Source organism: Chromobacterium haemolyticum DSM 19808, from assembly GCF_000711885.1.
Taxonomy (GTDB): domain Bacteria; phylum Pseudomonadota; class Gammaproteobacteria; order Burkholderiales; family Chromobacteriaceae; genus Chromobacterium; species Chromobacterium haemolyticum.
The window spans coordinates 52,378-73,468 of record NZ_JONK01000013.1; the positions used below are offsets into that span (position 1 = coordinate 52,378).

The 21,091-nt window shown below is 62.7% G+C and carries 16 protein-coding genes and 2 pseudogenes; 9 read left to right on the top strand and 9 right to left on the bottom strand.

Annotation, left to right across the window (positions count from 1 at the left end; genetic code table 11):
* Positions 1-84: 84 nt before the first annotated feature.
* The gene (locus tag BR71_RS09550) at positions 85-1,050 is read right to left on the bottom strand and encodes a LysR family transcriptional regulator (protein WP_039755418.1); all 966 of its coding nucleotides are present in this window, start codon (positions 1,048-1,050) and stop codon (positions 85-87) included.
* A 624-nt stretch (positions 1,051-1,674) separates the two neighbouring features.
* On the opposite strand from BR71_RS09550, the pseudogene BR71_RS09555 reads away from it, so the two are divergent.
* The 3 genes and pseudogenes from BR71_RS09555 (at position 1,675) to BR71_RS09570 (ending at position 5,355) form a co-directional block, all read left to right on the top strand.
* Positions 1,675-3,591 (top strand): annotated as a pseudogene (locus tag BR71_RS09555) (ribonucleoside triphosphate reductase).
* The gene (locus BR71_RS09565; RefSeq protein ID WP_244269608.1) at positions 3,578-4,279 is read left to right on the top strand and encodes an anaerobic ribonucleoside-triphosphate reductase activating protein; all 702 of its coding nucleotides are present in this window, start codon (positions 3,578-3,580) and stop codon (positions 4,277-4,279) included. The pseudogene BR71_RS09555 and the gene BR71_RS09565 overlap by 14 nt, the downstream one beginning before the upstream one ends.
* A gap of 278 nt (positions 4,280-4,557) precedes the next feature.
* The gene (locus tag BR71_RS09570; protein WP_081862609.1) at positions 4,558-5,355 is read left to right on the top strand and encodes a LuxR family transcriptional regulator; all 798 of its coding nucleotides are present in this window, start codon (positions 4,558-4,560) and stop codon (positions 5,353-5,355) included.
* Positions 5,356-5,374: 19 nt separating this feature from the next.
* On the opposite strand, the gene BR71_RS09575 is transcribed toward BR71_RS09570, so the two are convergent.
* Positions 5,375-6,040: an acyl-homoserine-lactone synthase gene (locus BR71_RS09575; RefSeq protein ID WP_043636246.1), complete on the bottom strand. Its 666-nt coding sequence runs from the start codon at positions 6,038-6,040 to the stop codon at positions 5,375-5,377.
* 413 nt (positions 6,041-6,453) lie between these two features.
* On the opposite strand from BR71_RS09575, the gene BR71_RS09580 reads away from it, so the two are divergent.
* A complete protein-coding gene (locus tag BR71_RS09580) occupies positions 6,454-7,635 on the top strand; it encodes an NAD(P)H-dependent flavin oxidoreductase (RefSeq protein ID WP_043636250.1) in 1,182 nt (393 codons plus the stop codon).
* Between the two features lie 247 nt (positions 7,636-7,882).
* On the opposite strand, the gene BR71_RS09585 is transcribed toward BR71_RS09580, so the two are convergent.
* The 4 genes and pseudogenes from BR71_RS09585 to BR71_RS09595 form a co-directional block, all read right to left on the bottom strand.
* Complete coding sequence (locus BR71_RS09585; RefSeq protein ID WP_043636254.1) at positions 7,883-8,677, bottom strand: MetQ/NlpA family ABC transporter substrate-binding protein; 795 nt, start codon at positions 8,675-8,677, stop codon at positions 7,883-7,885.
* Positions 8,678-8,753: 76 nt separating this feature from the next.
* Positions 8,754-9,431 carry a methionine ABC transporter permease gene (locus tag BR71_RS09590; RefSeq protein ID WP_019104597.1) on the bottom strand — a complete coding sequence of 226 codons (678 nt, stop codon included), beginning with the start codon at positions 9,429-9,431 and terminating at the stop codon, positions 8,754-8,756.
* A complete protein-coding gene (locus tag BR71_RS25135; RefSeq protein WP_304489306.1) occupies positions 9,431-9,733 on the bottom strand; it encodes an NIL domain-containing protein in 303 nt (100 codons plus the stop codon). Before BR71_RS25135 ends, BR71_RS09590 begins: the two co-directional genes overlap by 1 nt.
* A pseudogene (locus BR71_RS09595) lies at positions 9,710-10,441 on the bottom strand (methionine ABC transporter ATP-binding protein); the annotation flags it as partial. The gene BR71_RS25135 and the pseudogene BR71_RS09595, both read right to left, overlap by 24 nt.
* Positions 10,442-10,659: 218 nt before the next feature.
* Here BR71_RS09595 and BR71_RS09600 point away from each other — a divergent pair.
* Positions 10,660-12,015 (top strand): aldehyde dehydrogenase family protein, encoded by a 1,356-nt coding sequence (locus BR71_RS09600; RefSeq protein WP_043636261.1) that lies wholly within the window; start codon positions 10,660-10,662, stop codon positions 12,013-12,015.
* A 30-nt stretch (positions 12,016-12,045) separates the two neighbouring features.
* On the opposite strand, the gene BR71_RS09605 is transcribed toward BR71_RS09600, so the two are convergent.
* The gene (locus tag BR71_RS09605) at positions 12,046-14,373 is read right to left on the bottom strand and encodes a type I restriction-modification system subunit M (protein WP_052370457.1); all 2,328 of its coding nucleotides are present in this window, start codon (positions 14,371-14,373) and stop codon (positions 12,046-12,048) included.
* Positions 14,374-14,552: 179 nt separating this feature from the next.
* Between BR71_RS09605 and BR71_RS09610 the strand changes: the two genes are divergently transcribed.
* Positions 14,553-16,199, top strand: coding sequence for a methyl-accepting chemotaxis protein (locus BR71_RS09610; protein WP_043636264.1), 1,647 nt, complete (start codon positions 14,553-14,555; stop codon positions 16,197-16,199).
* A 426-nt stretch (positions 16,200-16,625) separates the two neighbouring features.
* On the top strand, positions 16,626-18,263 hold the full coding sequence (locus BR71_RS09615) for an APC family permease (protein WP_043636267.1): 1,638 nt from the start codon (positions 16,626-16,628) through the stop codon (positions 18,261-18,263).
* 18 nt (positions 18,264-18,281) lie between these two features.
* On the opposite strand, the gene cynR is transcribed toward BR71_RS09615, so the two are convergent.
* Entirely contained in the window at positions 18,282-19,208 is a 927-nt protein-coding gene (gene cynR / locus BR71_RS09620) for a transcriptional regulator CynR (protein ID WP_043636270.1), read from the bottom strand.
* 109 nt (positions 19,209-19,317) lie between these two features.
* Between cynR and BR71_RS09625 the strand changes: the two genes are divergently transcribed.
* Both BR71_RS09625 and cynS read left to right on the top strand, forming a co-directional pair.
* Entirely contained in the window at positions 19,318-19,953 is a 636-nt protein-coding gene (locus BR71_RS09625; RefSeq protein WP_043636273.1) for a carbonic anhydrase, read from the top strand.
* A gap of 41 nt (positions 19,954-19,994) precedes the next feature.
* Positions 19,995-20,465 carry a cyanase gene (gene cynS, locus BR71_RS09630; protein ID WP_043636276.1) on the top strand — a complete coding sequence of 157 codons (471 nt, stop codon included), beginning with the start codon at positions 19,995-19,997 and terminating at the stop codon, positions 20,463-20,465.
* A 126-nt stretch (positions 20,466-20,591) separates the two neighbouring features.
* Here cynS and tpx read toward each other — a convergent pair whose 3' ends face one another.
* Positions 20,592-21,089, bottom strand: coding sequence for a thiol peroxidase (tpx, locus tag BR71_RS09635; protein ID WP_043636279.1), 498 nt, complete (start codon positions 21,087-21,089; stop codon positions 20,592-20,594).
* Positions 21,090-21,091 lie beyond the last annotated feature (2 nt).

Here is a 21,091-nt window from a genome sequence, read left to right on the forward strand (position 1 = left end):
AGAGAGAAAGGATGGCTCGCAGCGGTAAAAAGACAACAAAAAAGCCAGCGCGAGCGCTGACTTTCGGATGAAGCGGAGACGGGATCAGACTGAGTTTTTCTGAGCCGCCTTGCGTTTGGCGCTCAAATCCAGGCCCGGCAGATCCGCCATGATGTCCGGATGATCCGCCAATTTCTCCACGACGAAATCAACGAACACCCGTGTGCGCGGCGCGATGTGATCGCGATGCGGGAAGCAGATGTAAATCGAGCGCTCCAGCGACACCATATCGGTCAACACCGGCTCCAGCTCGCCGGAACGGATCAGGTGCACCACCTCATGACCCGGCAACTGGGCCACGCCCATGCCCAGACGCGCCAGCTCGGCCACCGCCTCCATCTCGTTCAGCGTGTAAGTGCCGTTGACCTCCAACGGAATCCGCTCGCCCTTGCGATCGAACTCCCACTTGAACAGGCGGCCGGAAGTCGGGAACTGGAAATTGATGCAATCGTGGTTGCTCAACTCCTCCGGAGCGCTCGGACGGCCATGCAAATCCCAATACCCCGGCGACGCCACCACGTAGAGCGGCATCTGGGCCAAGTTGCGCGCCACCATGCGGCTGTCCGGCATCATGCCGGAACGCACCCCCACATCGTAGCCGTCCTCGATCAAATCGCTAAAGTGGTCGTCCAGGCCAAAGAAGACCCGCACCTTGGGGTAGCGCTCGCAGAACTCGCCCATGATGGGCAAGATGAAACGCCGGCCAAAGGAGTTGGGCATGCTGACCCGCAGATGGCCGGCCGGCTCGTCGCGGCTGGCCTTCAACTGATTGATCGCCGAATCCAGATTGTTGACCGGCCCGCGGCACTGGGCGTAGAAACGGCGCCCGTCCTCGGTCAGCGTCAATTGGCGCGTGGTGCGGTTGAACAGGCGAACCTCCAGTTCCTGCTCCAGCCGAGCAATGCTCTGACTGATAGCGGCCGGGGATACGCCCAGCTTGCGCGCGGCGTCGGAGAAACTGCCGTTTTCCGCCGTGGTCATGAAGACCATCAATGCTTTTAAGGTGTCCATAATCAGGGATGTTCCAGGCTCGGCATCGCCTACCCTTCACGCCCGGACGGACGCCCTGGATTTGACAATGCTGATAACATTATTAAGTAGTATCTCTTTAAAAAGGGTACACCATACCCTTTAATGATTAAAGAAGAACTTGCAAATTGTTGTGAATGCATCTTCATGGACAAATCCACGCCAGGAACAGAACCGACCGCAGCTTCCCCACTGCACCGCTCACGGAGCGCACTTTGTCATATAGTTTTTACAGCCTAGTTGAAAATACATCGCCCTATTTTCTATGCAATCCAAGTATGCACCTGATTCGGGCTGAATGCCATGAGTTTGTTGCAACAGACTCAATGAAACAGCATCAAGTTGGCAACAATATGCCGCAGGGGCAACGATGATCGCCGCGGAGCGGCATCGGCAGCACGACGGCACCCATCCAGCATAAGCCATGCGTCGCCGCAAACAACACGATAATCGCACTCCACGACCTATTTCCCCCCACCAGGCAAGCGCCGCCGTCGCCCAAAAGCGCCGCGCTTGATCCGCGTCAAGTTATCGCCACCTCAGCCACACAGGCCATAAAACACAATTTATAGTGCCAACCATTCGATAACTTCACTAGATATAGAAATGAGCACAGCTTCCGCGCCCACCGCCATGGTGGATGCCATCTCCGCGATCGACGAATATCTGGACCGGGCCGACTGGCGGGTCAACGCCAACGCTAACCAGGGCTACAGCCTGGGCGGCCTGATCCTCAACATCGCCGGCAAGCTCACCGCCAATTACTGGCTGGAGCGGGTGCTGGCGCCGGAAGTTGCCATGGCCCACCGTCAGGGGGATCTGCACATCCACGATCTGGACATGCTGTCAGGCTACTGCGCCGGGTGGTCGCTGCGCACCCTGTTGCAAAATGGCTTCAACGGCATTCCCGGCAAGGTGGAATCCGCGCCGCCGCGCCATCTGTCTTCCGCCTGCGGCCAAATCGTCAACTTCCTCGGCACCCTTCAAAACGAGTGGGCCGGCGCCCAGGCGTTTAGTTCCTTCGACACCTACCTGGCCCCCTTCGTCAAAAAAGACGGGCTGAGCTACGCCGACGTGCGCCAGTGCGTCCAGGAACTGATCTACAACCTCAACGTGCCCAGCCGCTGGGGCACCCAAACCCCGTTCACCAACCTGACCTTCGACTGGACCTGCCCGGACGACATCGCCGAGCAGATTCCGGTGCTGGGTGGAGAGGAGATGCCGTTCCGCTACGGCGATTGCGCACGCGAAATGGCGATGATCAACCGCGCCTACATCGAAGTGATGCTGGCCGGCGACGCCAAGGGGCGCTCCTTCACCTTCCCCATCCCCACCTACAACATCACCCGCGACTTCGACTGGCACGGCGAGAATACCGACCTCTTGTTCGAAATGACCGCCAAATACGGCCTGCCCTATTTCCAGAACTTCGTGAACTCCGACCTGGAGCCGCAGATGGTGCGCAGTATGTGCTGCCGGCTGCAACTGGACTTGCGGGAACTGCTCAAACGCGGCAACGGCTTGTTCGGCAGCGCCGAGCAAACCGGATCCGTCGGCGTGATCACCATCAACTGCGCGCGTCTGGGCCACCGCTTCGCCGGCGACTACGCCGCGCTGCTGGCCGAAACCGACCGCTTGCTAGAGTTGTCCCGCGACGCCTTGGAGAAAAAGCGCAGCGAAGTGCAAGCGCGCATCGACGACGGCCTCTATCCATACACCCGTCACTTCCTGGGCTCGCTGCGCAATCATTTCAGCACCATAGGCGTCAACGGCATCAATGAAATGATCCGCAACTTCAGCGCCGATCGCATCGACATCACCAGCGACGAGGGCCACCAGCTGGCCTGCGACTACTTGGACCACATCCGCCAGCGCATGGTCGAGTTCCAGGAAAGCACCGGCCATCTGTACAACCTGGAAGCCACCCCGGCGGAAGGCACCACCTACCGCTTCGCCAAGGAAGACCGCAAACGCTATCCCGGCATCCTGCAAGCCGGCAGCGACGCTCATCCTTATTACACCAACTCCAGCCAATTGCCGGTGGGCTTCACCGACGACCCGTTCGAAGCCCTGCAACGCCAGGAGCTGCTGCAACGCAAATACACCGGCGGCACCGTGCTGCACCTTTATATGACCGAGGCGGTCAGCAGCGCCGACGCCTGCCGCGAACTGGTGCGGCGCGCGCTGTCCCGCTTCCGCCTGCCTTATATCACGGTGACCCCCACCTTCTCGATCTGCCCCAAGCACGGTTATCTGTCCGGCCATCACGAATTCTGCCCGCGCTGCGACGCGGAACTGCTGGCGCGCCAGTCTTCATAAGCCCTGTTAAGAAAGGAAAAGCACATGACTCCTCCCACCCGCCTCCCCGGCCAAGACGCCGCTCCCCTCAATGACGAGCAACGCACCCGCTGCGAAATCTGGACCCGCGTGATGGGCTATCACCGCCCGGTGCAGTCCTTCAATATCGGCAAGCGAGGAGAATTCGACGAACGGGTCTGCTTCAGTGAAGATGCTGCCCGCTGACCCCGCAGCAGCCCGCATCGGCGGGCTCACGCCATTCTCCAGCTGCGACTGGCCAGGCAAGTTATGCGCGGTGGTCTTCATCGCCGGCTGCCCCTGGCGCTGCGGCTATTGCCACAACCCGCACCTGCTGCAACGCCGGAACGGCGAAACCCGCTGGCCGGAGATTCTACGCTGGCTGCAAAGCCGGGTCGGCCTGCTAGACGGCGTGGTGTTCTCCGGCGGCGAACCGCTGCAGGAGCCGGCGTTGCCGGCTCTGCTGGAACAAACCCGCGCGCTGGGCTTCGCCACCGGCCTCCACACCGGCGGCGCTTATCCACAGCGCCTGCAGCGGGTTCTGCCCTTTCTCGATTGGGTGGGCCTGGACATCAAGACCGATTTTGGCGCCTACCCGGCACTGACCAGCCTGTCGCGCAGCGGCGAGCAAGCAGAAGCCGCGCTACTCTGTCTGTTGCAAAACAACATCAATTTTGAATGTCGCAGCAGCATACATCCTCACTGGCACAGTGAGGTCCAACTGACGGCGCTGGCACGGCGGCTGGCGGCGCTGGGCGTCGCCCATTATCACTGGCAGCGCCTTCGCCCGCCCCCATCCGCCGCGTTTCCCCCCGCCCCCGCCGGCTGGCCCGCGCCGGAACTGGTAGAAGAGATCGCGCCTTTGTTCCAGCGCTTCAGTTATCGGGAACACTGACAGAAGGTCCAGTTTTCCCAGAGTGTCCAGCCGCCTCCCTTTATGACGCCCCAACTTTCCCCCTGTTTTCCCCTCGTCCATTAGCACCAAATAAGTCATTGATCAATATAATTATTTCTACTTACGGATTTTTGGACAGGCAATTTGTTATAATGTCGGCGACGAATGCAACAGTCGCTGTTCTTGGCACCAGAACAAGGAGTTAGCGCTTCCCATGCCTTTTGCATGTGGGCTACTATCCAGCAGCGTAAAACCACAAGATCAAGAAAGATTTGCTCATGGTCATCTCAAATTCCGCGATAGCACGGCCGCTGCCCAGCGGTTTGTCCGCGAGTCAGCAATGGACATTGCTGGAATGGATTCACCTTGCCGGACAAATCGAAACCGAAGCCGAGCTCAGGGCGTTTCTGGACATGTTGCTCAGCCAGGCGCCCTCCGAACACATGGTGCTGGCGCTGGGTCGCATCAACCAGCACCAGCAGATTCAGCGGCTGGAGCGGGTCTTGAATGTCAGCTATCCCACGGAATGGCTGAAGCATTACATGGAGGAAAACTACGCCCAGCACGATCCCATTCTGAAGATCCATCTGGGCAGCGGCCCGGTACAATGGCAAGAACGCTTTAGCCGCGCCAAGGGTAAGGAAGAACGCAAGTTCATTGCCGAGGCCGCCACCGTTGGGCTGGAGAGCGGCGTCACCTTCAGCGCCGCTTCCAAACGCAATAATCTGGGCTGCATTTTCTCCGTCAGCGGTAAAGACGCCAGCTCCGATCCTAATCTGGTAGCCATGCTGGAATGTCTGACTCCCCACTTGCACCAAGCCGCTGTCCGCATTGCCAATCTGGCCCCAGCCACTCCCAGTTCCATGCCGCTATCGCAGCGCGAATACGATATTTTCCACTGGATGAGCCGCGGCAAGACTAATTGGGAAATCGCCACCATTCTGGACATCAGCGAACGTACTGTGAAATTCCACGTCGCCAACGTCATCCGCAAGCTGAATGCCAACAACCGCACTCACGCCATTGTGCTAGGCATGCACTTGTTGCCACCGCCAGGACTGCAAGTCAGCGATTAGCTGAGAGCTGCCGGCCAGCTTAAGCCCACGCGGGAGCATGTGCATGGTCGTATTCCACCCAGGAACGGACGCACTCTCTTGGTGCCGTGACTTCTCGTCGCAGCGACTTGACGAACTCCGGATCAGCCTGCTCCCAGTCAAAGCAGCCCGCCACCGACATCACTCCGCCGTCTAGCGGCCGCGGGACACCCACCGGCAGTATTGGAAAGCCCATCCGGGACAAGTGCCGATAAAACGACGGCTCCACCACGAAATACAACCAACGCACTTCATTGGCGCGCGACCACTCCCATAAGCTGAGATACAACAAGCGCGCAATCGCTTTCGTCTCACGGCTGGAAATCGTCTTACCCACTGCGAAGCGAGTGATTTCCCCGCATCCCTCCCCTTTGCGGATTCGTTCTCCCGGCGCCAGCAAACGGGCAAATTCCCGCTCAATCATGAAAGGCTGATCACCGGGCGTGAAACGGGCCGATCCCACCACTTGATTCTGAGCAATCACCGCAAGATTGTCGGAGAAGGCATCATAATCATCCAGATCCAGGCCGTCCGGCCTAATGGGCACCCACCTCAGTTGCTCACGAAATATTTGGTGGCGAAACTTTAGCAAATCGACTTCATGAGAAGTTGCATTGACCTTCTCCATCAGCAAACCGCCCAACTCCAGTGGAAAGAAATGCGCCATTTTGTTTTCTCCAATCATCACGTTACTGGCACGGGCACTGTAAGAGCTGGGCTGAAGTGGGAAATCTGACCAAATGGACAGGAGTCGATTTTTTGAAATGTGCTAAAGCGAGGAAAAACAGAGAGTTCTTCCCCTGGATGACACATAGCCTCCCCAGTTTTATTCGCTCATCTCACAAATACCATTGGCATTGCATCTTGCACAATAATGGCTTAACTAAAAATATCCTCACTAAAATCAAAAGTTTGCACACAGCTCCAAGTCAGAGCAACTACACAAACCATTGATGCATCAACCTTTTTCTTTAGTAAAAAAGCGAGCTGTCCTTAGTTTTTTTGCCCTAGAGCAAAGACTCTTAACCCTGCCGCGCCTACGATTGCCTAGTTATTCACCCGTACCCGCATCGTTGCTAAATGACCACAAATTCCCCGCTCTACGCTCCCTTGCAGATAGGGCAACGCGCTCTGCTTCCCATCGTGCAAGGCGGAATGGGCATAGGCGTCTCCGCCAAAAGCCTGGCCGGCCACGTCGCCCGAGAGGGCGCGCTGGGCACTGTGGCCAGCGTTGACCTGCGCCACCTTCACGCCGATCTGGTCGAGCAATCGCAATACGCGCGCGGCCAGGCCGAACTTGATCGTCTCAACCTGATTGCGCTGGATCGCGAAGTGAAGGGCGCGCTGACTTACGCTCAGGGCCGCGGCATGGTGGCGGTCAATGTGATGAAGGCGGTGGCCTCTTATCCGGACTATGTGCGTCAAGCCTGCGAATCCGGCGCGGAAGCGGTGGTGATGGGCGCGGGCCTGCCGCTGGACCTCCCGGAGATGACCTCGGGCTTTCCCAAGGTGGCCTTGATCCCCATCCTGTCCGAGGCGCGCGGCATCGGCATCGTGCTCAAGCGCTGGATGAAGAAGGGACGGCTGCCGGACGCCATCGTCATCGAGCATCCCAAACACGCCGGCGGCCACCTGGGCGCGGCCAGCCTTGCCGAACTGGACGCCGAACGCTTCAGCTTCCAGAAAGTGCTGGACGAAACCCGACAGCTGTTCAAAAGCCTGCAACTGGAGAGCGAGCACATCCCGCTGATCGTTGCCGGCGGCGTCAACAGCTTTGAGAAGATGAAAGCCTGCATCCAGGACTTCGGCGCGTCCGCGGTGCAGATTGGCACCGCCTTCGCCGTCACCCGCGAAGGCGACGCGCACGACAACTTCAAGCGCACGCTGGCGGAGGCCAGGCCGGAAGACATCGCCGAATTCATGAGCGTGGCCGGCCTTCCGGCGCGCGGGGTGCTGACGCCCTTCCTGAAAAGCTATCTGAAGCGCGAGACCATCTTGCAGGCCAACGCCAAAGCCGACCCGGCACGCTGCACTCAAAGCCTCAATTGCCTGAGCGCCTGCGGCCTGCGCGACGGCGTGGCCAAGATGGGGCAGTTCTGCATCGATCTCAAACTCGCGGCGGCCTTCCGCGGCGAAGTGAGCAAGGGGCTGTTTTTCCGAGGCGCCGATCCGCTCCCTTTCGGCGATGCAATGCGCAGTGTCAGCGAAACCATCCGCTATTTCCTGACCGGAGAGAAACCGGCCGATATCGCAGGCGCCTGAGTGCCTGTTCAACGCCTCGCGAGCAAGGGCGAGACAAGACGAGAACAGCTTCAAGCCTGTTGGCAAACAAGACAAAGCCCCGCTCTGCGGGGCTTTGTCGATTAAAACCAGATATTCACGATCTCGCGAGCAAGAGCGAGACAAGGCGAAAACGGCTAAAGAAGCGGCATGTCCATACGGTACATGAGCATTCTGAGGACGGTTTCAACGCTGTATCGCTGACGCTCAGCCGATCGTAAACAGGTTCTCAGAACGCTGGGATCACCGCGCCTTGGTACTTGCTCTCGATGAATTTGCGCGCTTCCGGGCTGGCCAGCGCAGCGGCCAGCTTCTTCACGCCCACGCTGTCCTTGTTGTCGGCGCGCGCCACCAGCAGGTTGGCGTACGGCGAAGTGGTCTCGATGAACAAAGCGTCGCGCTTGGGATTGAGCTTGGCTTCCAGCGCGTAGTTGGCGTTGATCAGCGCCAGGTCCACCTGCGGCAGCACGCGCGGCAGCGTGGCGGCTTCCAGTTCCTTGATCTTCACCTGTTTAGCGTTGGACGCGATGTCTTTCACCGTCGGGTACAGGTTATTGCGGTCCTTCAACTTGATCACGCCGCCCTGATCCAGCAGCAGCAAAGCGCGGCCGGCGTTGGTCGGATCGTTGGGAATGGCCACGGTCGCGCCCTTGGGCAGGTCCGCCACTTTTTTGAACTTGCTGGAGTAAGCGCCAAACGGCTCGATATGCACCGGCTTGCTGGCCACGACAAGCTTGGTGCCTCGATCCTTGTTGAACTTGTCCAGATAGGGAATGTGCTGGAAGAAGTTGGCGTCCAACCGCTTCTCGGACACTTGCAGATTGGGCTGCACGTAGTCGTTGAACACCTTCACCTCCAGCTTGACCCCTTGCTTGGCCAGGGTAGGCTTCAACGCTTCCAGGATTTCCGCATGCGGCACCGGGGACGCGGCCACGGTGACGGTCACCAGGTCTGCGGCCAGCGCCTGCGCGCCCCACAGCGCGGTTACGGCGGTAAAGGCGAAGCGAGCGATATTCTTTTTCATGATGCGATTTCCTCTATTCAGCACAGTGTTGGGTTCAAATCTCTTGGGTTTTCGATGCGGCCGCAGCGCAGAGCGCTCAGCCGCGTTGACAGCGCAGCACCAGCCGGTCGCCGAAACTCTGTATCAACTGCACCAGCAACAGCAGCAACACCACGGTCACCACCATCACCTCGGTCTGAAAACGCTGATAGCCGTAGCGCACCGCCAAATCCCCCAGGCCGCCGCCGCCAATGACGCCGGACATCGCGGTGTAGGACACCAACGCCACGGTGGTCACCGTCGCCGCGCCCACCAGGCCCGGCAAGGCCTCCGGCAGCAGTACATGGCGCACGATCTGACCCAGGCTGGCGCCCATGGACTGGCTGGCCTCGATCACCCCTCGGTCCACTTCGCGCAGCACGTTTTCCACCAGTCGGGCGAAGAAGGGCGAGGCGCCGGCCACCAGCGGCGGAATCGCGCCCGCCACCCCTATCGAAGTGCCCACCAGCTTCAGCGTCAGCGGGATCATCACGATCAGCAAAATCACGAAGGGCAAGGAGCGGAACACATTGACCAGGAAGGACAGCGTGGCGTACAAGCGCGGCCGCGACAGCAATTGACCCGGCGAGCTAACGTACAGCACCACGCCCAGCGGCAGGCCGAACAGCACGGTGAACAACAGCGAGGCGCCCAGCATGGTCAGCGTGTCCAGCGTGGCCTGGCCTATTTCCAACCAGTCCATGCTCAATAATTGAGTCCAGTCGAAACCTTCCATCACAACACCTCGCAACGCACGCCATGGCTGGCGAATAATTCAGGCAGGCTCTCCAGCGGAGCCTCCGACTCGATCACGCCGGCCACCAATTGGCCAAACGGCGTGCCCTTGATCTCGGACAGCGTGCCGCTGACCAGGTTGAAGCGGGCGCCCGCCTCCTTGCCCACCACATCCAGCACCGGCTGCAAGGTGGGATCGCCAACGAAAGTCAGCTTGATCAGCGGCGCGCCCACGCGCTGCTGCCAGGTCTGGCGCGCTTCTTCATGATACAAGCCGGTTTCCGCCAATAGCCCGCGGGTCACCTCGTGCCGCGGATGCAGGAACACGTCCAGCACCGGCCCCTGCTCCACCACGCGGCCGTGGTCCAGCACCGCCACCTGATCGCACAATTGGCGGATCACGCGCATCTCATGGGTGATCAACACAATGGTCAGGCCAAGCTGGCGATTAATGTCGGCCAGCAGGGTCAGAATGGAATCCGTGGTCTCCGGGTCCAGCGCCGAGGTCGCCTCGTCGCACAGCAACAGTTCCGGGTGATTGGCCAGCGCGCGGGCGATGCCGACGCGCTGCTTCTGGCCGCCGGACAATTGCGCCGGGTATTTGTCGCGATGGCCGGACAGCCCCACCAAGGCGAGCAGCTCCTCGACGCGGGCGTCCATATCGGGGGCGGACACGCCGCCGGCCAATTCCAGCGGAAAGCGCACATTGCCCGCCACGGTACGCGATTTCAGCAGATTGAAATGCTGAAACACCATGCCGATGCGCTGGCGGCACAGTTGCAATTGCCGGCTGTCCAGCGCGGTCAGTTCCGTGTCGCCCAAACGCACCGCGCCGCGGTCTGGCCGCTCCAGCAGGTTCAAACAACGCACCAAGGTGCTCTTGCCCGCGCCGGAACGGCCGATGATGCCGAACACCTCTCCCTTGGCCACCTTCAGGCTAACGTCAGCCAGGGCCGGCACTTCGCGCCCGTCCACCCGGTAATGTTTGTATAAATTTTCTATTTCAATCATGCCTTGCCTCTGAATCCCGCCGTCCGTCAACGCCACTGCTTGGCGATTGCGAACCAGTCTATAAGCAAGCCACATAAAACCTAAAGAACTATAAATTCAAAACTCTATTCAAATTAGAAATATAGAAGACCAATCGCCGCGGAATTGACGCCGCTCCCACCCCGGGCCTGGGGATTTTTGCTACATTGTGTCTTTGTTTGAAACCAATACAGCACGTCATGACCGCCTTTACCAGCTGCAACCCCGCCACAGGAGAAGTCGTCTACACCCGCGCCGCCTGGCCGGAAGCCCAACTGTCCATCGCGCTCGCCCAACTGCGCGAGGCACAGCGCCACTGGCGCGAGCTGAGCGTGGCAGAACGGGCCGCGCAGCTGCTGCGCCTGGCCGATAAACTGCAGGCACATCGGGAAGAACTGGCCGGCCTGGTCACGCTGGAGGTGGGCAAACGCACTGCGGAATGCCTGGCGGAAATCGACAAATCCGCCCAGTTGATCCGCTACTACGCTCAATTGGCGCCGGAACTGCTGGCCTCGCTGGACATCCCTACTCAGGCCAGCCGCAGCGGCGTGGCCTTCGAGCCGCTGGGCACGGTGCTGGCGGTGATGCCGTGGAATTATCCGATCTGGCAGGTGCTGCGCTTCGCGGTGCCGGCGCTGATGGCCGGCAACGCCTGCCTGGTGAAACCGGCTCCGTCGGTTCCTCAATCCACCCAGCGTCTGCTGGAGTTGGCGCGCGCCTCGGGCCTGAGCGTGCTGGACGTGGCCTGGATAGATCATGATCAAGTGGAAGAGGCCATCCGCCAGTGCGACGCGGTGGCCTTCACCGGCTCCACTCAAACCGGGCGCGCCATCGCGGCGCTGGCCGGCCGCCATCTGAAAAAAACCGTGCTGGAACTGGGCGGCAGCAACCCCTTCATCGTGCTGGCCGACGCCGACGTCGCCGCCGCGGCCCAGGACGCGGCCAACTCCCGCTTCCGCGACGCGGGCCAGAGCTGCAACGCGGCCAAGCGCATGATCGTGGTGCCGGAAATCGCCGAAGCGTTCATTGACGCCTTCTGCGCCGAAGCCGCCAAACTGCGCGCCGGCGACCCGCGCCACCCCGCCACCACCTTGTCGCCGCTGACCCGCGCCGATCTGCGCGAAGCGCTGCACGCCCAGGTACTGGACGCCGTTGCACACGGCGCCGAGCTGCGGCTGGGCGGGCAGATGCCGGCCAGCCCCGGCTTCTTCTACCCGGCCACGGTGCTGGACCGGGTCAACCCGGATTGCCGCGTTTACCACGAAGAAGTGTTCGGCCCGGTGGCCGGCATTTTACGCGCGCGCGACGAAGCCGACGCGCTGCGGCTGGCCAACGACACCCCGTTCGGCCTGGGGGCCAGCATCTACAGCGCGGACAAGGAACGCGCCTGGGCGCTGGCGCGCCAGATCGAAGCCGGCAGCGTGTTCATCAACCGCCATACCAGCTCCGACCTGCGCCTGCCTTTCGGCGGCGTCAAATCCTCCGGCTATGGCCGCGAGCTGTCCGAGTTCGGCCTGTACGAGTTCGTCAACGTCAAAACCTACTGGCAGAAATAAGCCGCCGTCGCAACGGCGGCCGGAGGGCCCTCAGTCTTCAGACGGGAAGCGCGCCAACAGCGCGTCGCGTCGCGCCTGCCATTGCAGCAGGCGCTGCTGCAGGGCGAGCAAGGCTTCGTCCTGGCGCGCCCATTCCTCCACCAGCTTGCGTTGCTCGCTCAACGGCGGCACGGGCAGCGGGATTTCCGCCAGCGCCTCGAAACCGAACTCGGCCCCCTCCACCGCCGCGCCCAGCCGCTCCAGACAAAAGCGCCATCCTTCCGACTGCCGGTAGCACTCCAGAAAAGCCGGCGAGATCCGGGCTTCGTCCAGCGCGAAGGCCCTCTGGTCCGCCGCGGCCAGCGCCGGGGCATCATCGGCGTTGCGCGCCAGCGCGCCCTGATACAAACGCGCCGGATCGAAGGCGAAAGCGTTGGGCGGCAGCTCCGTGCCCAAGCCCTCTCCGGCCCGACGCCAGCCGCCGTCCTCGGTGACCTCCAATAGTTCGCCTTCGGCGGTGGCCTCCAGCGGCGCGGCCAGTTCGCCCAATTTGCACACTTCCCAGTTGCCGGGAATCACGCCCAACGGACTGGGTTTGAACGATTGATGTGGGCTCCACTTGCCCATGCGTCGGGTGCCGTAGCCACGGTTGAGCAAGGCCTGGATACCGCTAGGACGCAGCTTGCGCTTGGCGGCGTACTGGCAAGACAGCAACTCCAGCTTTTCGTCCGTCAAAGCCAGGCACCCCTCAAGCTCGCCCTCCTCCACCCGCCAGCCCTGCTCTTCCGTGAAGAAGGCCGCCAGCCGCGCGTCCAGCGCCTGTTCCTGCTCTTGCAAGGCGGCCAGCTCAGTGGCCAAGGCCTCGGGGTCCACAACCTCGGCCGCCTCATCCTGGGCGAAGTAGCGCTGTACGTTCAGATTGCCCCGGTGGCCTTGCTTGATCTCGCGCAGCCCCACCAGGCGCAGATAGTCCGGCTCCTCCGTCTCCTGCTCCACCGCGGCGCGGTAGGCGCGCAGAATATGCTCGATGTCCTCTTGCCGCAGCGTGTTCTGCACCCGGCCGCGGCCGAACTCCTTGCTGGCGTCTACGATGATCACCTTATTGCGCAGGCCCGCCGGTTTATTCTTGTTCAACACCACCACGCAGGTGGGCATGCCGGAGCCGTAGAACAAGGCCGGCGGCAAGGCGATCACCCCCTCGATGCGGTCGCCGGACTGGCCTTGGCTGCCAAACAGCAGGCCGTTGCGGATACGGCCCTCGTCGCCGTCGCGGAACAGCACGTCGTGCGGCATCACCAGCGCGGCGCGGCCATCCTCTTTCAAGGTGGCCAATACGTGCTGAACGAAGGCGTAATCGCCAAAGCTCCGCGGCGGAATGCCATAGCCAAAGCGCTTATGCTCGTCCGTCAGCTTCTTGTAATTGGGCTCGGCCGGACGCTTGCGGCGACGCTTCTTGCCGTCGGCGGGCGGCGGCTCCACCGCCTCGTCCTCCAGCGGCGTCCACCAGTTTTTCACCGTGAACGGCAGTTGCGCGACGATACGGTCGAAGCGAGGCAGCCAGCCTTCCGGGGTCAGGTGCTTGGGCGCCACCAGGGTATCCCCCAATTCCAGGCTCATCTCCACACCGTGGAAATAAGCGCATAGCTTGGCCATCGCCCAGGTGGCCGGCAGTTTTTCCTGGCCGAACAACTCCAGCGCAACCCGGCCGTCCGGCAAGCGGCCACCGGGCCGCGCGCTCATCATGCGCCAAGCGTCGAGCAAGGTGCCGGCCGCGCCGCAGCTGGGGTCGTACAGGCTCAGGCCCGGCTGAAGCTCCGCCAAACGCAGCAGCAACTGACTGACCGGCGCCGGCGTGGAAAAGGCGCCGCCGCGCTTGCCGGACTCCGCCGCGTAGCGGCGCACCAGCCCTTCGCAGACCTCGCCCAGGCGGGACGGGTCCTCCAGATCGGCGTCGCCCAGCTTCAGCGCGCCGATATGGTTCATCAAGGGGTGCAGCACCTCGTCGCTCAAGCGCTTGTGGCCCTGATATTGCGCAACGCTGAGCACCCCGGCCAGCGCCGGATGATGCTCCTCGATGGCGGCCACCGCTTTGTCCAACGCCTCGCCTATGCCTTTCTTGCGCTCTTGCAGGCCAGGCCAGCGCGCGTGCTGCGGGTAGACGCCGTATTGTTCCTGCACCACGCCGTCGGCGCGCTTGCGGCTCATGCCCTCGGACGCCATTCGCGCCTGAACCCGCTCCACGAACACATCGTGCAGGCGCTTGAGCACAAACAGGCCGAACACGTGGTTCTTGTAGTCGTACAGGTCCACTTGCTCGCGCAGCAGTTCCGTGGACGCCCACAGCTCGTGTTCCAACTGGTCCGGGGATAGCAAAGTCATAAGCCAACAATCAAGTTAAATGACAAATCCGGCTATTTTAGCCGCAACGCCTTGCAGCGTCGGCAAAGAATGGTCGCGACAATAGGGTTCTCAACAGGACAATTGATCCCCATGTCATTCTGGCGTCATCCTGCGCGCCTAGACTGCGGCTCTCTCGCATCGCAACGCACGACATCATCATGACTTTGGCCAAACGCCTGTGGCTGACCATCTTCTTTACCCTCGCCAGCCTGGCGCTGGCCCTCATCCTCACCGGACAGCAGCTGAGCGGCCTGACCCGCGCGGTGGACCGTCACAGCGCGCGTCAGCAATTGAGCGCCAGCCTCTACCAGCTCAAGGCCGGCGTGTTGCAGCTGTCGCGGCTGGACCCTCTGCTGCCGGATAGCCCGGCTCGGCTGAGGGACACCAGCCTGGCCGTGGCCCGCCTGACCGGCGACATCGCCGCCGGCCTGCCCGCCAGTGAAGCCGCTCCCTTTCGTCAGGCCGTGAGCCGGCTATGGCAGGACTACGAGCGCAACCTGAGCAGCGCGCTGGCCATCGCCGAGACCGCGCCCCAGGATGCGCTGTCCATTCCGGAGCAAGCCTGGCAGCAAAGCTTGCAGCCGCTGGCGGCCTTGCTGGACCGCCAACAGGCGCAGGAACAAGGACGGCTGGCCCAGGAAACGGCGCAACTGCAAGATACCTTGCAAAGCCTGGCCTGGCTGACGCTTGGCCCGTTGGCGCTGGCTAGCCTGGTGGTGGCGGCGATGCAGCTAGCGCTGGCGCGACGGCTGAAGCGGCAGTTGCAGGCAATGGCCGCTTCAGCCGACGCGCTGGGAGAAGGCAACCTGGCGATGCGGCTGCCGGCCCAGGGCCGCGACGAACTGGCCGCCACCGCCGGCCGCCTGAATCAGTTTCTGAACAAACTGAGCGACTTGCTGCGTCGGGTGGAAGCCGACGCCCGCCGCAGCGGCGGGGACTGCCAGCGCCTGCAATTGCTGACTTTGCAAGTGGCCGATGCCAGCCGCCAGCAAAGCGCCAAGGCCAAGCTGAGCAACGAGGCGGCCCACGCGGTGGCCGACAGCGCCCAAACCGTGGCAGGCCATCTGCAACAGGCGGACGCCCACACCCGGCAAGCGGCGGACGATACCGGCCGCGCGCGCGAACTGGGCCGGCTCAACGCCGAAGCGATGCGGGCGCTTGTCGACAATATGGGATGCGCGCAAATGGAAATGCGTCAGCTTCAACTCAGCCTGGACGACATCGCCGGCGTCAGCGGGCTGATCCGCGACGTGGCCGAGCAAACCAATCTGCTGGCGCTCAATGCCGCCATCGAGGCCGCGCGCGCCGGCGAAAGCGGCCGCGGCTTCGCCGTGGTGGCCGACGAAGTGCGCAAACTGTCGGAACGCACCCGCGCCGCCACCGGCAGCATCTTCGACGCGCTGGGCCGCGTGGAGGGCGCCACTGGCTCGCTGCACGCCGCGCTGGAGCAAGCCGGCCACGCCTGCGCCGACAAGCTGGACTCGCAACAGGCGCTGGATCAGGCGCTGCTGCAAGTGGACACGGGGCTGGAGCGCTTGAATCGCTTGATGGCTGAGATCCGCGAGCACAGCGCCGCCCAGGCTCGCGCCGGCGGCGATATTCGCCAACACGGTCACGAGGTGGCCCACCTCGCCGCCGCCATCGACCAGCACATGCAGCAAGCCACGCCGGTGATGCAGCACCTGGCCGCCGCGGCGCAGGATCTGAATCAGACCCTGAGCTGGTTCCGCATCGACGCGCCGGACGCCGAGCCAGCGCCTTCCGCTGCGGCAACCGATTGGCGGCTGCTGCAACAACCGGCTTAGCCGCCTCTCCGGCGTCAATTAGGCAGAAAATTGCCACCGGATCACGCCTAGAGCATTTATTCCATTTAAACCCTTGCCATTCGCCTAAACACGCAATAGATCACCCATTTCCTCGCCACTTTCAATCTTTTGTCATGTTTGAAATAAGCTAGCGAGTACATTTCGTTACATACCGTAATGAAAAGCAAAGGTAGATTAGCCCCCTCTTATAAAAGAGCACATTAGACCGGGTCCACCCGGCATCCGGGACAAGCTCGCCGGCGCCCTCCGCGCCGGCGCATCCAGCACGCCGTCATTCTCCATGCCATGCCCTCCGCCCCGGACGGCCGGGCGAGCGCGTCGTGGCCGGAACTTGTCCCCATCGCTTGCCCGCCGCGTCCGGGACTGACTCTACCGGGCCGTCGGGTTTTCAGACAGGAGATACCTTTGACACAGCAACACTCCCGCCATATCGGCCCCATCGCCCTGATGCTGACCGGCCTGGGCTCCATCATCGGCTCCGGCTGGCTGTTCGGCGCCGCGCACGCCGCCCAGATCGCCGGCCCCGCCGCCATCGTCGCCTGGATAGTCGGCATGGTGATCATCCTCTCCATCGCCCTCAGCTACGCGGAACTGGGCGCCATGTTCCCGGAAAGCGGCGGCATGGTGCGCTACGCCCGCTACTCCCATGGTTCCCTGCTAGGCTTCATCGCCGGCTGGGCCAACTGGATCGCCATTGTCTCGGTGATCCCGATCGAGGCCGAAGCCTCGGTGCAATACATGAGCTCCTGGCCTTACGCCTGGGCCCAACATCTGTTTTCCAACGGCGAGTTGACCCCGCCCGGCTTGATGCTTTCCGCGCTGCTGGTCATCGTCTACTTCATGCTCAACTACTGGGGCGTGCGCCTGTTCGCCAAGGCCAACAGCGCCATCACCATCTTCAAAGTGATCGTGCCGGCGCTGACCGTGGGCGCACTGATCTACAGCGGCTTCCATCCCGGCAATCTGGGCGGCGACACCCCCGGCGGCTTTGCCCCGTTTGGCTGGGCCAGCGTCATGACGGCGGTGGCCACCAGCGGCATCGTGTTCAGCTTCAACGGCTTCCAAAGCCCGATCAACCTGGCCGGCGAAGCCCGCAATCCGGGCAAGAGCGTACCCTTCGGCGTGGTGGGTTCCATCCTGCTGGCCGCGGTGATTTACGTGGCGCTGCAAGTGGCCTTCATCGGCGCGCTGTCGCCGGCGGACCTGGCCCACGGCTGGCAAGGACTCAACTTCAGCTCCCCCTTCGCCCAACTGGCGATGGCGCTGGGCCTGAACTGGCTGATGCTGCTGCTGTACTTCGACGCCTTCGTCAGCCCCAGCGGCACCGGCGCCACCTATATGGCCACCACCTCGCGCATGATTTACGGCATGCAGCGCAACGGCACCATGCCGGAGATCTTCGGCCGCATTCATCCGCTGTACCAGATCCCGCGCCCGGCGATGTGGTTCAACCTGGCCATCTCCTTCGTGTTCCTGTTCTTCTTCCGCGGCTGGGGCACGCTGGCGGCGGTGATCTCGGTGGCTACCGTGATTTCCTACCTGACCGGCCCGATCAGCGTGGCCTCTCTGCGCCGCTGCGCCTCAGACCTGCCGCGCCCGCTGCGTCTGGCCGGCCTGAGCGTGATCGCGCCCTTCGCCTTCGTCTGCGCGTCCCTGGTACTGTACTGGGCGCGCTGGCCGCTGACCGGCGAGATCATCTTCCTGATCGTGGCCGCCTTGCCGGTGTACTTCTGGTATCAAGCCCGCGCCGGCTGGCCGGAGTTTGGCCGCGAACTGAAAGGCGCGCTGTGGATGGTGCTCTACCTGCCGACGATGGCGCTGCTGTCCTACATCGGCAGCCAGGACTTCGGCGGCATCGGCCTGTTGCCCTACGGCCCCGACATGGCGGTGGTGGCGGTGGTATCTCTGGCCTTTTACTACTGGGGCGTCAACAGCGGCTGGCGCACGCGTTATCTGGACGCCGAGCATGACGCCCACGCGGTGGCCAATATGGAAGCCGCCGAGAGCGCTCCGCGCGGCAAGCTGGTGGGCCAGCAAGCCTAAACCCCTCTAGGGAGCCGCTCAGCCGGCTCCCGCCGCGGGCGGCCTCGCGCCGCCCTCGGCTTCCAACTCCTCTCCCAAAGCATCCAGCACCGGCAGAAACGCCCGCAAAGCGGCGCTGCGGTACGCGGCCTTGCGCGTCAGAACCGCCGCCGTGCGCGCCGGCAACGGCGTTTGCAATCCCACCGCCCCCAGCTCCGGATGCCGCCGCGGGATCGCCCGCGGCAGGATGGTGGCGCAATCGCTGTGGCGGACGATTTCCATCACCGCGCCGATGCTGTTGGCCTGCGCCGCGATCCGCGGCTTCAGGCCCAATTCCCGGAAATAGCGATCGATATGGCCGCGGGTGGCGAAATCCGCGCTCAACAGCGCCCAGGGCGTCTGCGCCAAAGCCTCGGCGTCCACCGCTTCCGCCTGTCGTCGCCATGGGTGGCCGTCGCCCACCACCACGGCCAGGGTTTCGCTGAACAGCGGCCGCGCGTCTATCTCCGCCGAACGCGCCTGATCGAACGCGATACCCGCGTCGATCTCGTCCTCCAGCAAAGCCAGCTCGATGGCATCCAGCGTCGCCTCGCGCACGCATAGTTCAATGCCGGGGTAGAGGCTGCGCAGCCGCGCCGCCAACGGCCCCAGCAGGTAGCTGGCAAAAGTCGGCGTCATCGCCAGCCGCAAGCTGCCGCGCGACAAATCGCCGACATCCCGGGTGGCTCGTCGCGCCGCCTCCAGCTCGCGCAACGCGCGGCGCGCGTATTCCAAATAAGCGGCGCCGGCGTCGGTTGGCCGCACCGTCCGCCCGCCGCGGTCCAGCAACTGCGCGCCCACCGTCTCTTCCAATTGCTTGATCTGCTGCGACAGCGTGGGCTGCGAGACATGCAGCGCTTCGGCTGCCCAGGTGAAGTTGCCGTGCTCGACGACGGCCTGCAGGTAACGGATATGTCGAAGAATCATGCGCCCAAACTATAGGAAATAATTATGGAAATCATTTTATATCGGTCTTGGACCCTATAGAAAAAAAGCCTCATCCTTGGCGCATCCCTTCCCCGCCAAGGAGCAAGCCATGCAAGCCCTCATCGACGGCTTTCTGAAATTCCAACAGGAAGCCTATCCCCAGCGTTCGGCGCTGTTCCGCCAACTGGCGGACAGCCAGGCCCCCGGCGCGCTGTTCATCACCTGCTCGGACAGCCGCGTGGTGCCGGAACTGCTGACGCAACAAGAACCCGGCGAACTGTTCGTGATCCGCAACGCCGGCAACATCGTTCCCTGCTACGGGCCGGAACCGGGCGGCGTCACCGCCTCGGTGGAATACGCGGTGGCCGCGCTGGGCGTCGCCGACATCGTGGTCTGCGGCCACTCCGACTGCGGCGCGATGACGGCGATCGCCAACGGTCATTGCCTGGACCATCTGCCAGCGGTGGCCGGCTGGCTGCGCCACGCCGACTCCGCCAAAGTGATGAACGCGGCACGCCGGCACGACAACGCCCGCCAGCGGCTGGACGACATGGTGAAAGAAAACGTCATCGCCCAACTGGCCAACCTCAAAACCCATCCTTCGGTGGCGCTGGCGACGCGCCAGGGCCGGCTGACCCTGCACGGCTGGGTCTACAACATCGAAACCGGCGCCGTCCTGGCCCTGGACCATGCCAGCCAGCGCTTCGTTTCCCTGGAGGATTTTCCGCTCACCCACGCCGCCTGAAAGCGGCGCGTCTCCCGCAAACCCAAAGAAAGGACCATCCCATGCAACACTCCAATATCCATCAGGACCTCCGTGTAGAACTGACTGCACGCGCCCTCGCCGCCAAGGCCTTGAAAGACCTGAGCTGGGAACAAGTGGCCGCCGACACCGGCCTCAGCCTGGCCTATGTCACCGCCGCCGTGCTGGGCCAGCATGCGCTGCCCAAGCCCGCCGCGGAGCTGGTCTGCCAACGGCTGGGCCTGAACGCGGCCGACGCCTTGCAGCTGCAAACCATTCCCTTGCGCGGCAGCATTCCCGGCGGCATTCCCACCGATCCCACCATTTACCGCTTCTATGAAATGATCCAGATCTACGGCACCACGCTGAAGGCGCTGGTGCACGAGAAATTTGGCGACGGCATCATCAGCGCCATCAACTTCAAGCTGGACATCCGCAAAGTGGAAGACCCGGACGGCGGCGAGCGTGCGGTGATTACTCTGGATGGCAAGTTCCTGCCCAATAAACCCTACTAAGAACCTGATCAAAGTCTGCTGCGCTTCGTGAAGCATTGCACGAGGACATGGATACTGCCCCCCATGGCTGGGCGCAAAAAAACCCGCCGACGCGATGTCGGCGGGTTTTGTCTGCGGCGGCGCAGCTTACAGCACGGCCAGCGCGGCGTCGTAGTTCGGCTCTTCGCCGATCTCGGCCACCAGCTCGCTGTGCAACACCTTATTGTCCTTGTCCAGCACCACCACCGCGCGGGCGGTCAGGCCGGCCAGCGGGCCGGAAGCCAGCTTGACGCCGTAGTCGGCGGCAAACTGCGGGTTGCGGAAAGTGGACAGGGTGACCACATTTTCGATGCCTTCTGCGCCGCAGAAGCGCTTCTGAGCGAACGGCAGGTCGGCGGAAACACACAGCACCACGGTGTCGGCCAGCTTGGCGGCGCGCTCGTTGAACTTACGCACCGACATCGCGCAGGTGGGGGTGTCCACGCTGGGGAAAATGTTCAGCACCTTGTTCTTGCCGGCATAGTTGTCCAGTTTGACTTCGGCCAGGTCGGCGGAGGTCAGGGTCAGCGCCGGGGCTTGCTGGCCCTTGGCCGGCAGCGCGCCGGCCACTTCAACGGGATTGCCGCGCAAAGTAACGGTAGCCATGT

Excerpts from the sequence above, each read along its gene's own strand:
- BR71_RS09550 (WP_039755418.1), bottom strand. The coding sequence starts at position 1,050 with ATGGACACCTTAAAAGCATTGATGGTCTTCATGACCACGGCGGAAAAC.
- BR71_RS09565 (WP_244269608.1), top strand. The coding sequence starts at position 3,578 with ATGCTGCCCGCTGACCCCGCAGCAGCCCGCATCGGCGGGCTCACGCCA.
- BR71_RS09570 (WP_081862609.1), top strand. The coding sequence starts at position 4,558 with ATGGTCATCTCAAATTCCGCGATAGCACGGCCGCTGCCCAGCGGTTTG.
- BR71_RS09575 (WP_043636246.1), bottom strand. The coding sequence starts at position 6,040 with ATGGCGCATTTCTTTCCACTGGAGTTGGGCGGTTTGCTGATGGAGAAG.
- BR71_RS09580 (WP_043636250.1), top strand. The coding sequence starts at position 6,454 with ATGACCACAAATTCCCCGCTCTACGCTCCCTTGCAGATAGGGCAACGC.
- BR71_RS09585 (WP_043636254.1), bottom strand. The coding sequence starts at position 8,677 with ATGAAAAAGAATATCGCTCGCTTCGCCTTTACCGCCGTAACCGCGCTG.
- BR71_RS09590 (WP_019104597.1), bottom strand. The coding sequence starts at position 9,431 with ATGGAAGGTTTCGACTGGACTCAATTATTGAGCATGGACTGGTTGGAA.
- BR71_RS09600 (WP_043636261.1), top strand. The coding sequence starts at position 10,660 with ATGACCGCCTTTACCAGCTGCAACCCCGCCACAGGAGAAGTCGTCTAC.
- BR71_RS09605 (WP_052370457.1), bottom strand. The coding sequence starts at position 14,373 with ATGACTTTGCTATCCCCGGACCAGTTGGAACACGAGCTGTGGGCGTCC.
- BR71_RS09610 (WP_043636264.1), top strand. The coding sequence starts at position 14,553 with ATGACTTTGGCCAAACGCCTGTGGCTGACCATCTTCTTTACCCTCGCC.
- cynR (WP_043636270.1), bottom strand. The coding sequence starts at position 19,208 with ATGATTCTTCGACATATCCGTTACCTGCAGGCCGTCGTCGAGCACGGC.
- BR71_RS09625 (WP_043636273.1), top strand. The coding sequence starts at position 19,318 with ATGCAAGCCCTCATCGACGGCTTTCTGAAATTCCAACAGGAAGCCTAT.
- cynS (WP_043636276.1), top strand. The coding sequence starts at position 19,995 with ATGCAACACTCCAATATCCATCAGGACCTCCGTGTAGAACTGACTGCA.
- tpx (WP_043636279.1), bottom strand. The coding sequence starts at position 21,089 with ATGGCTACCGTTACTTTGCGCGGCAATCCCGTTGAAGTGGCCGGCGCG.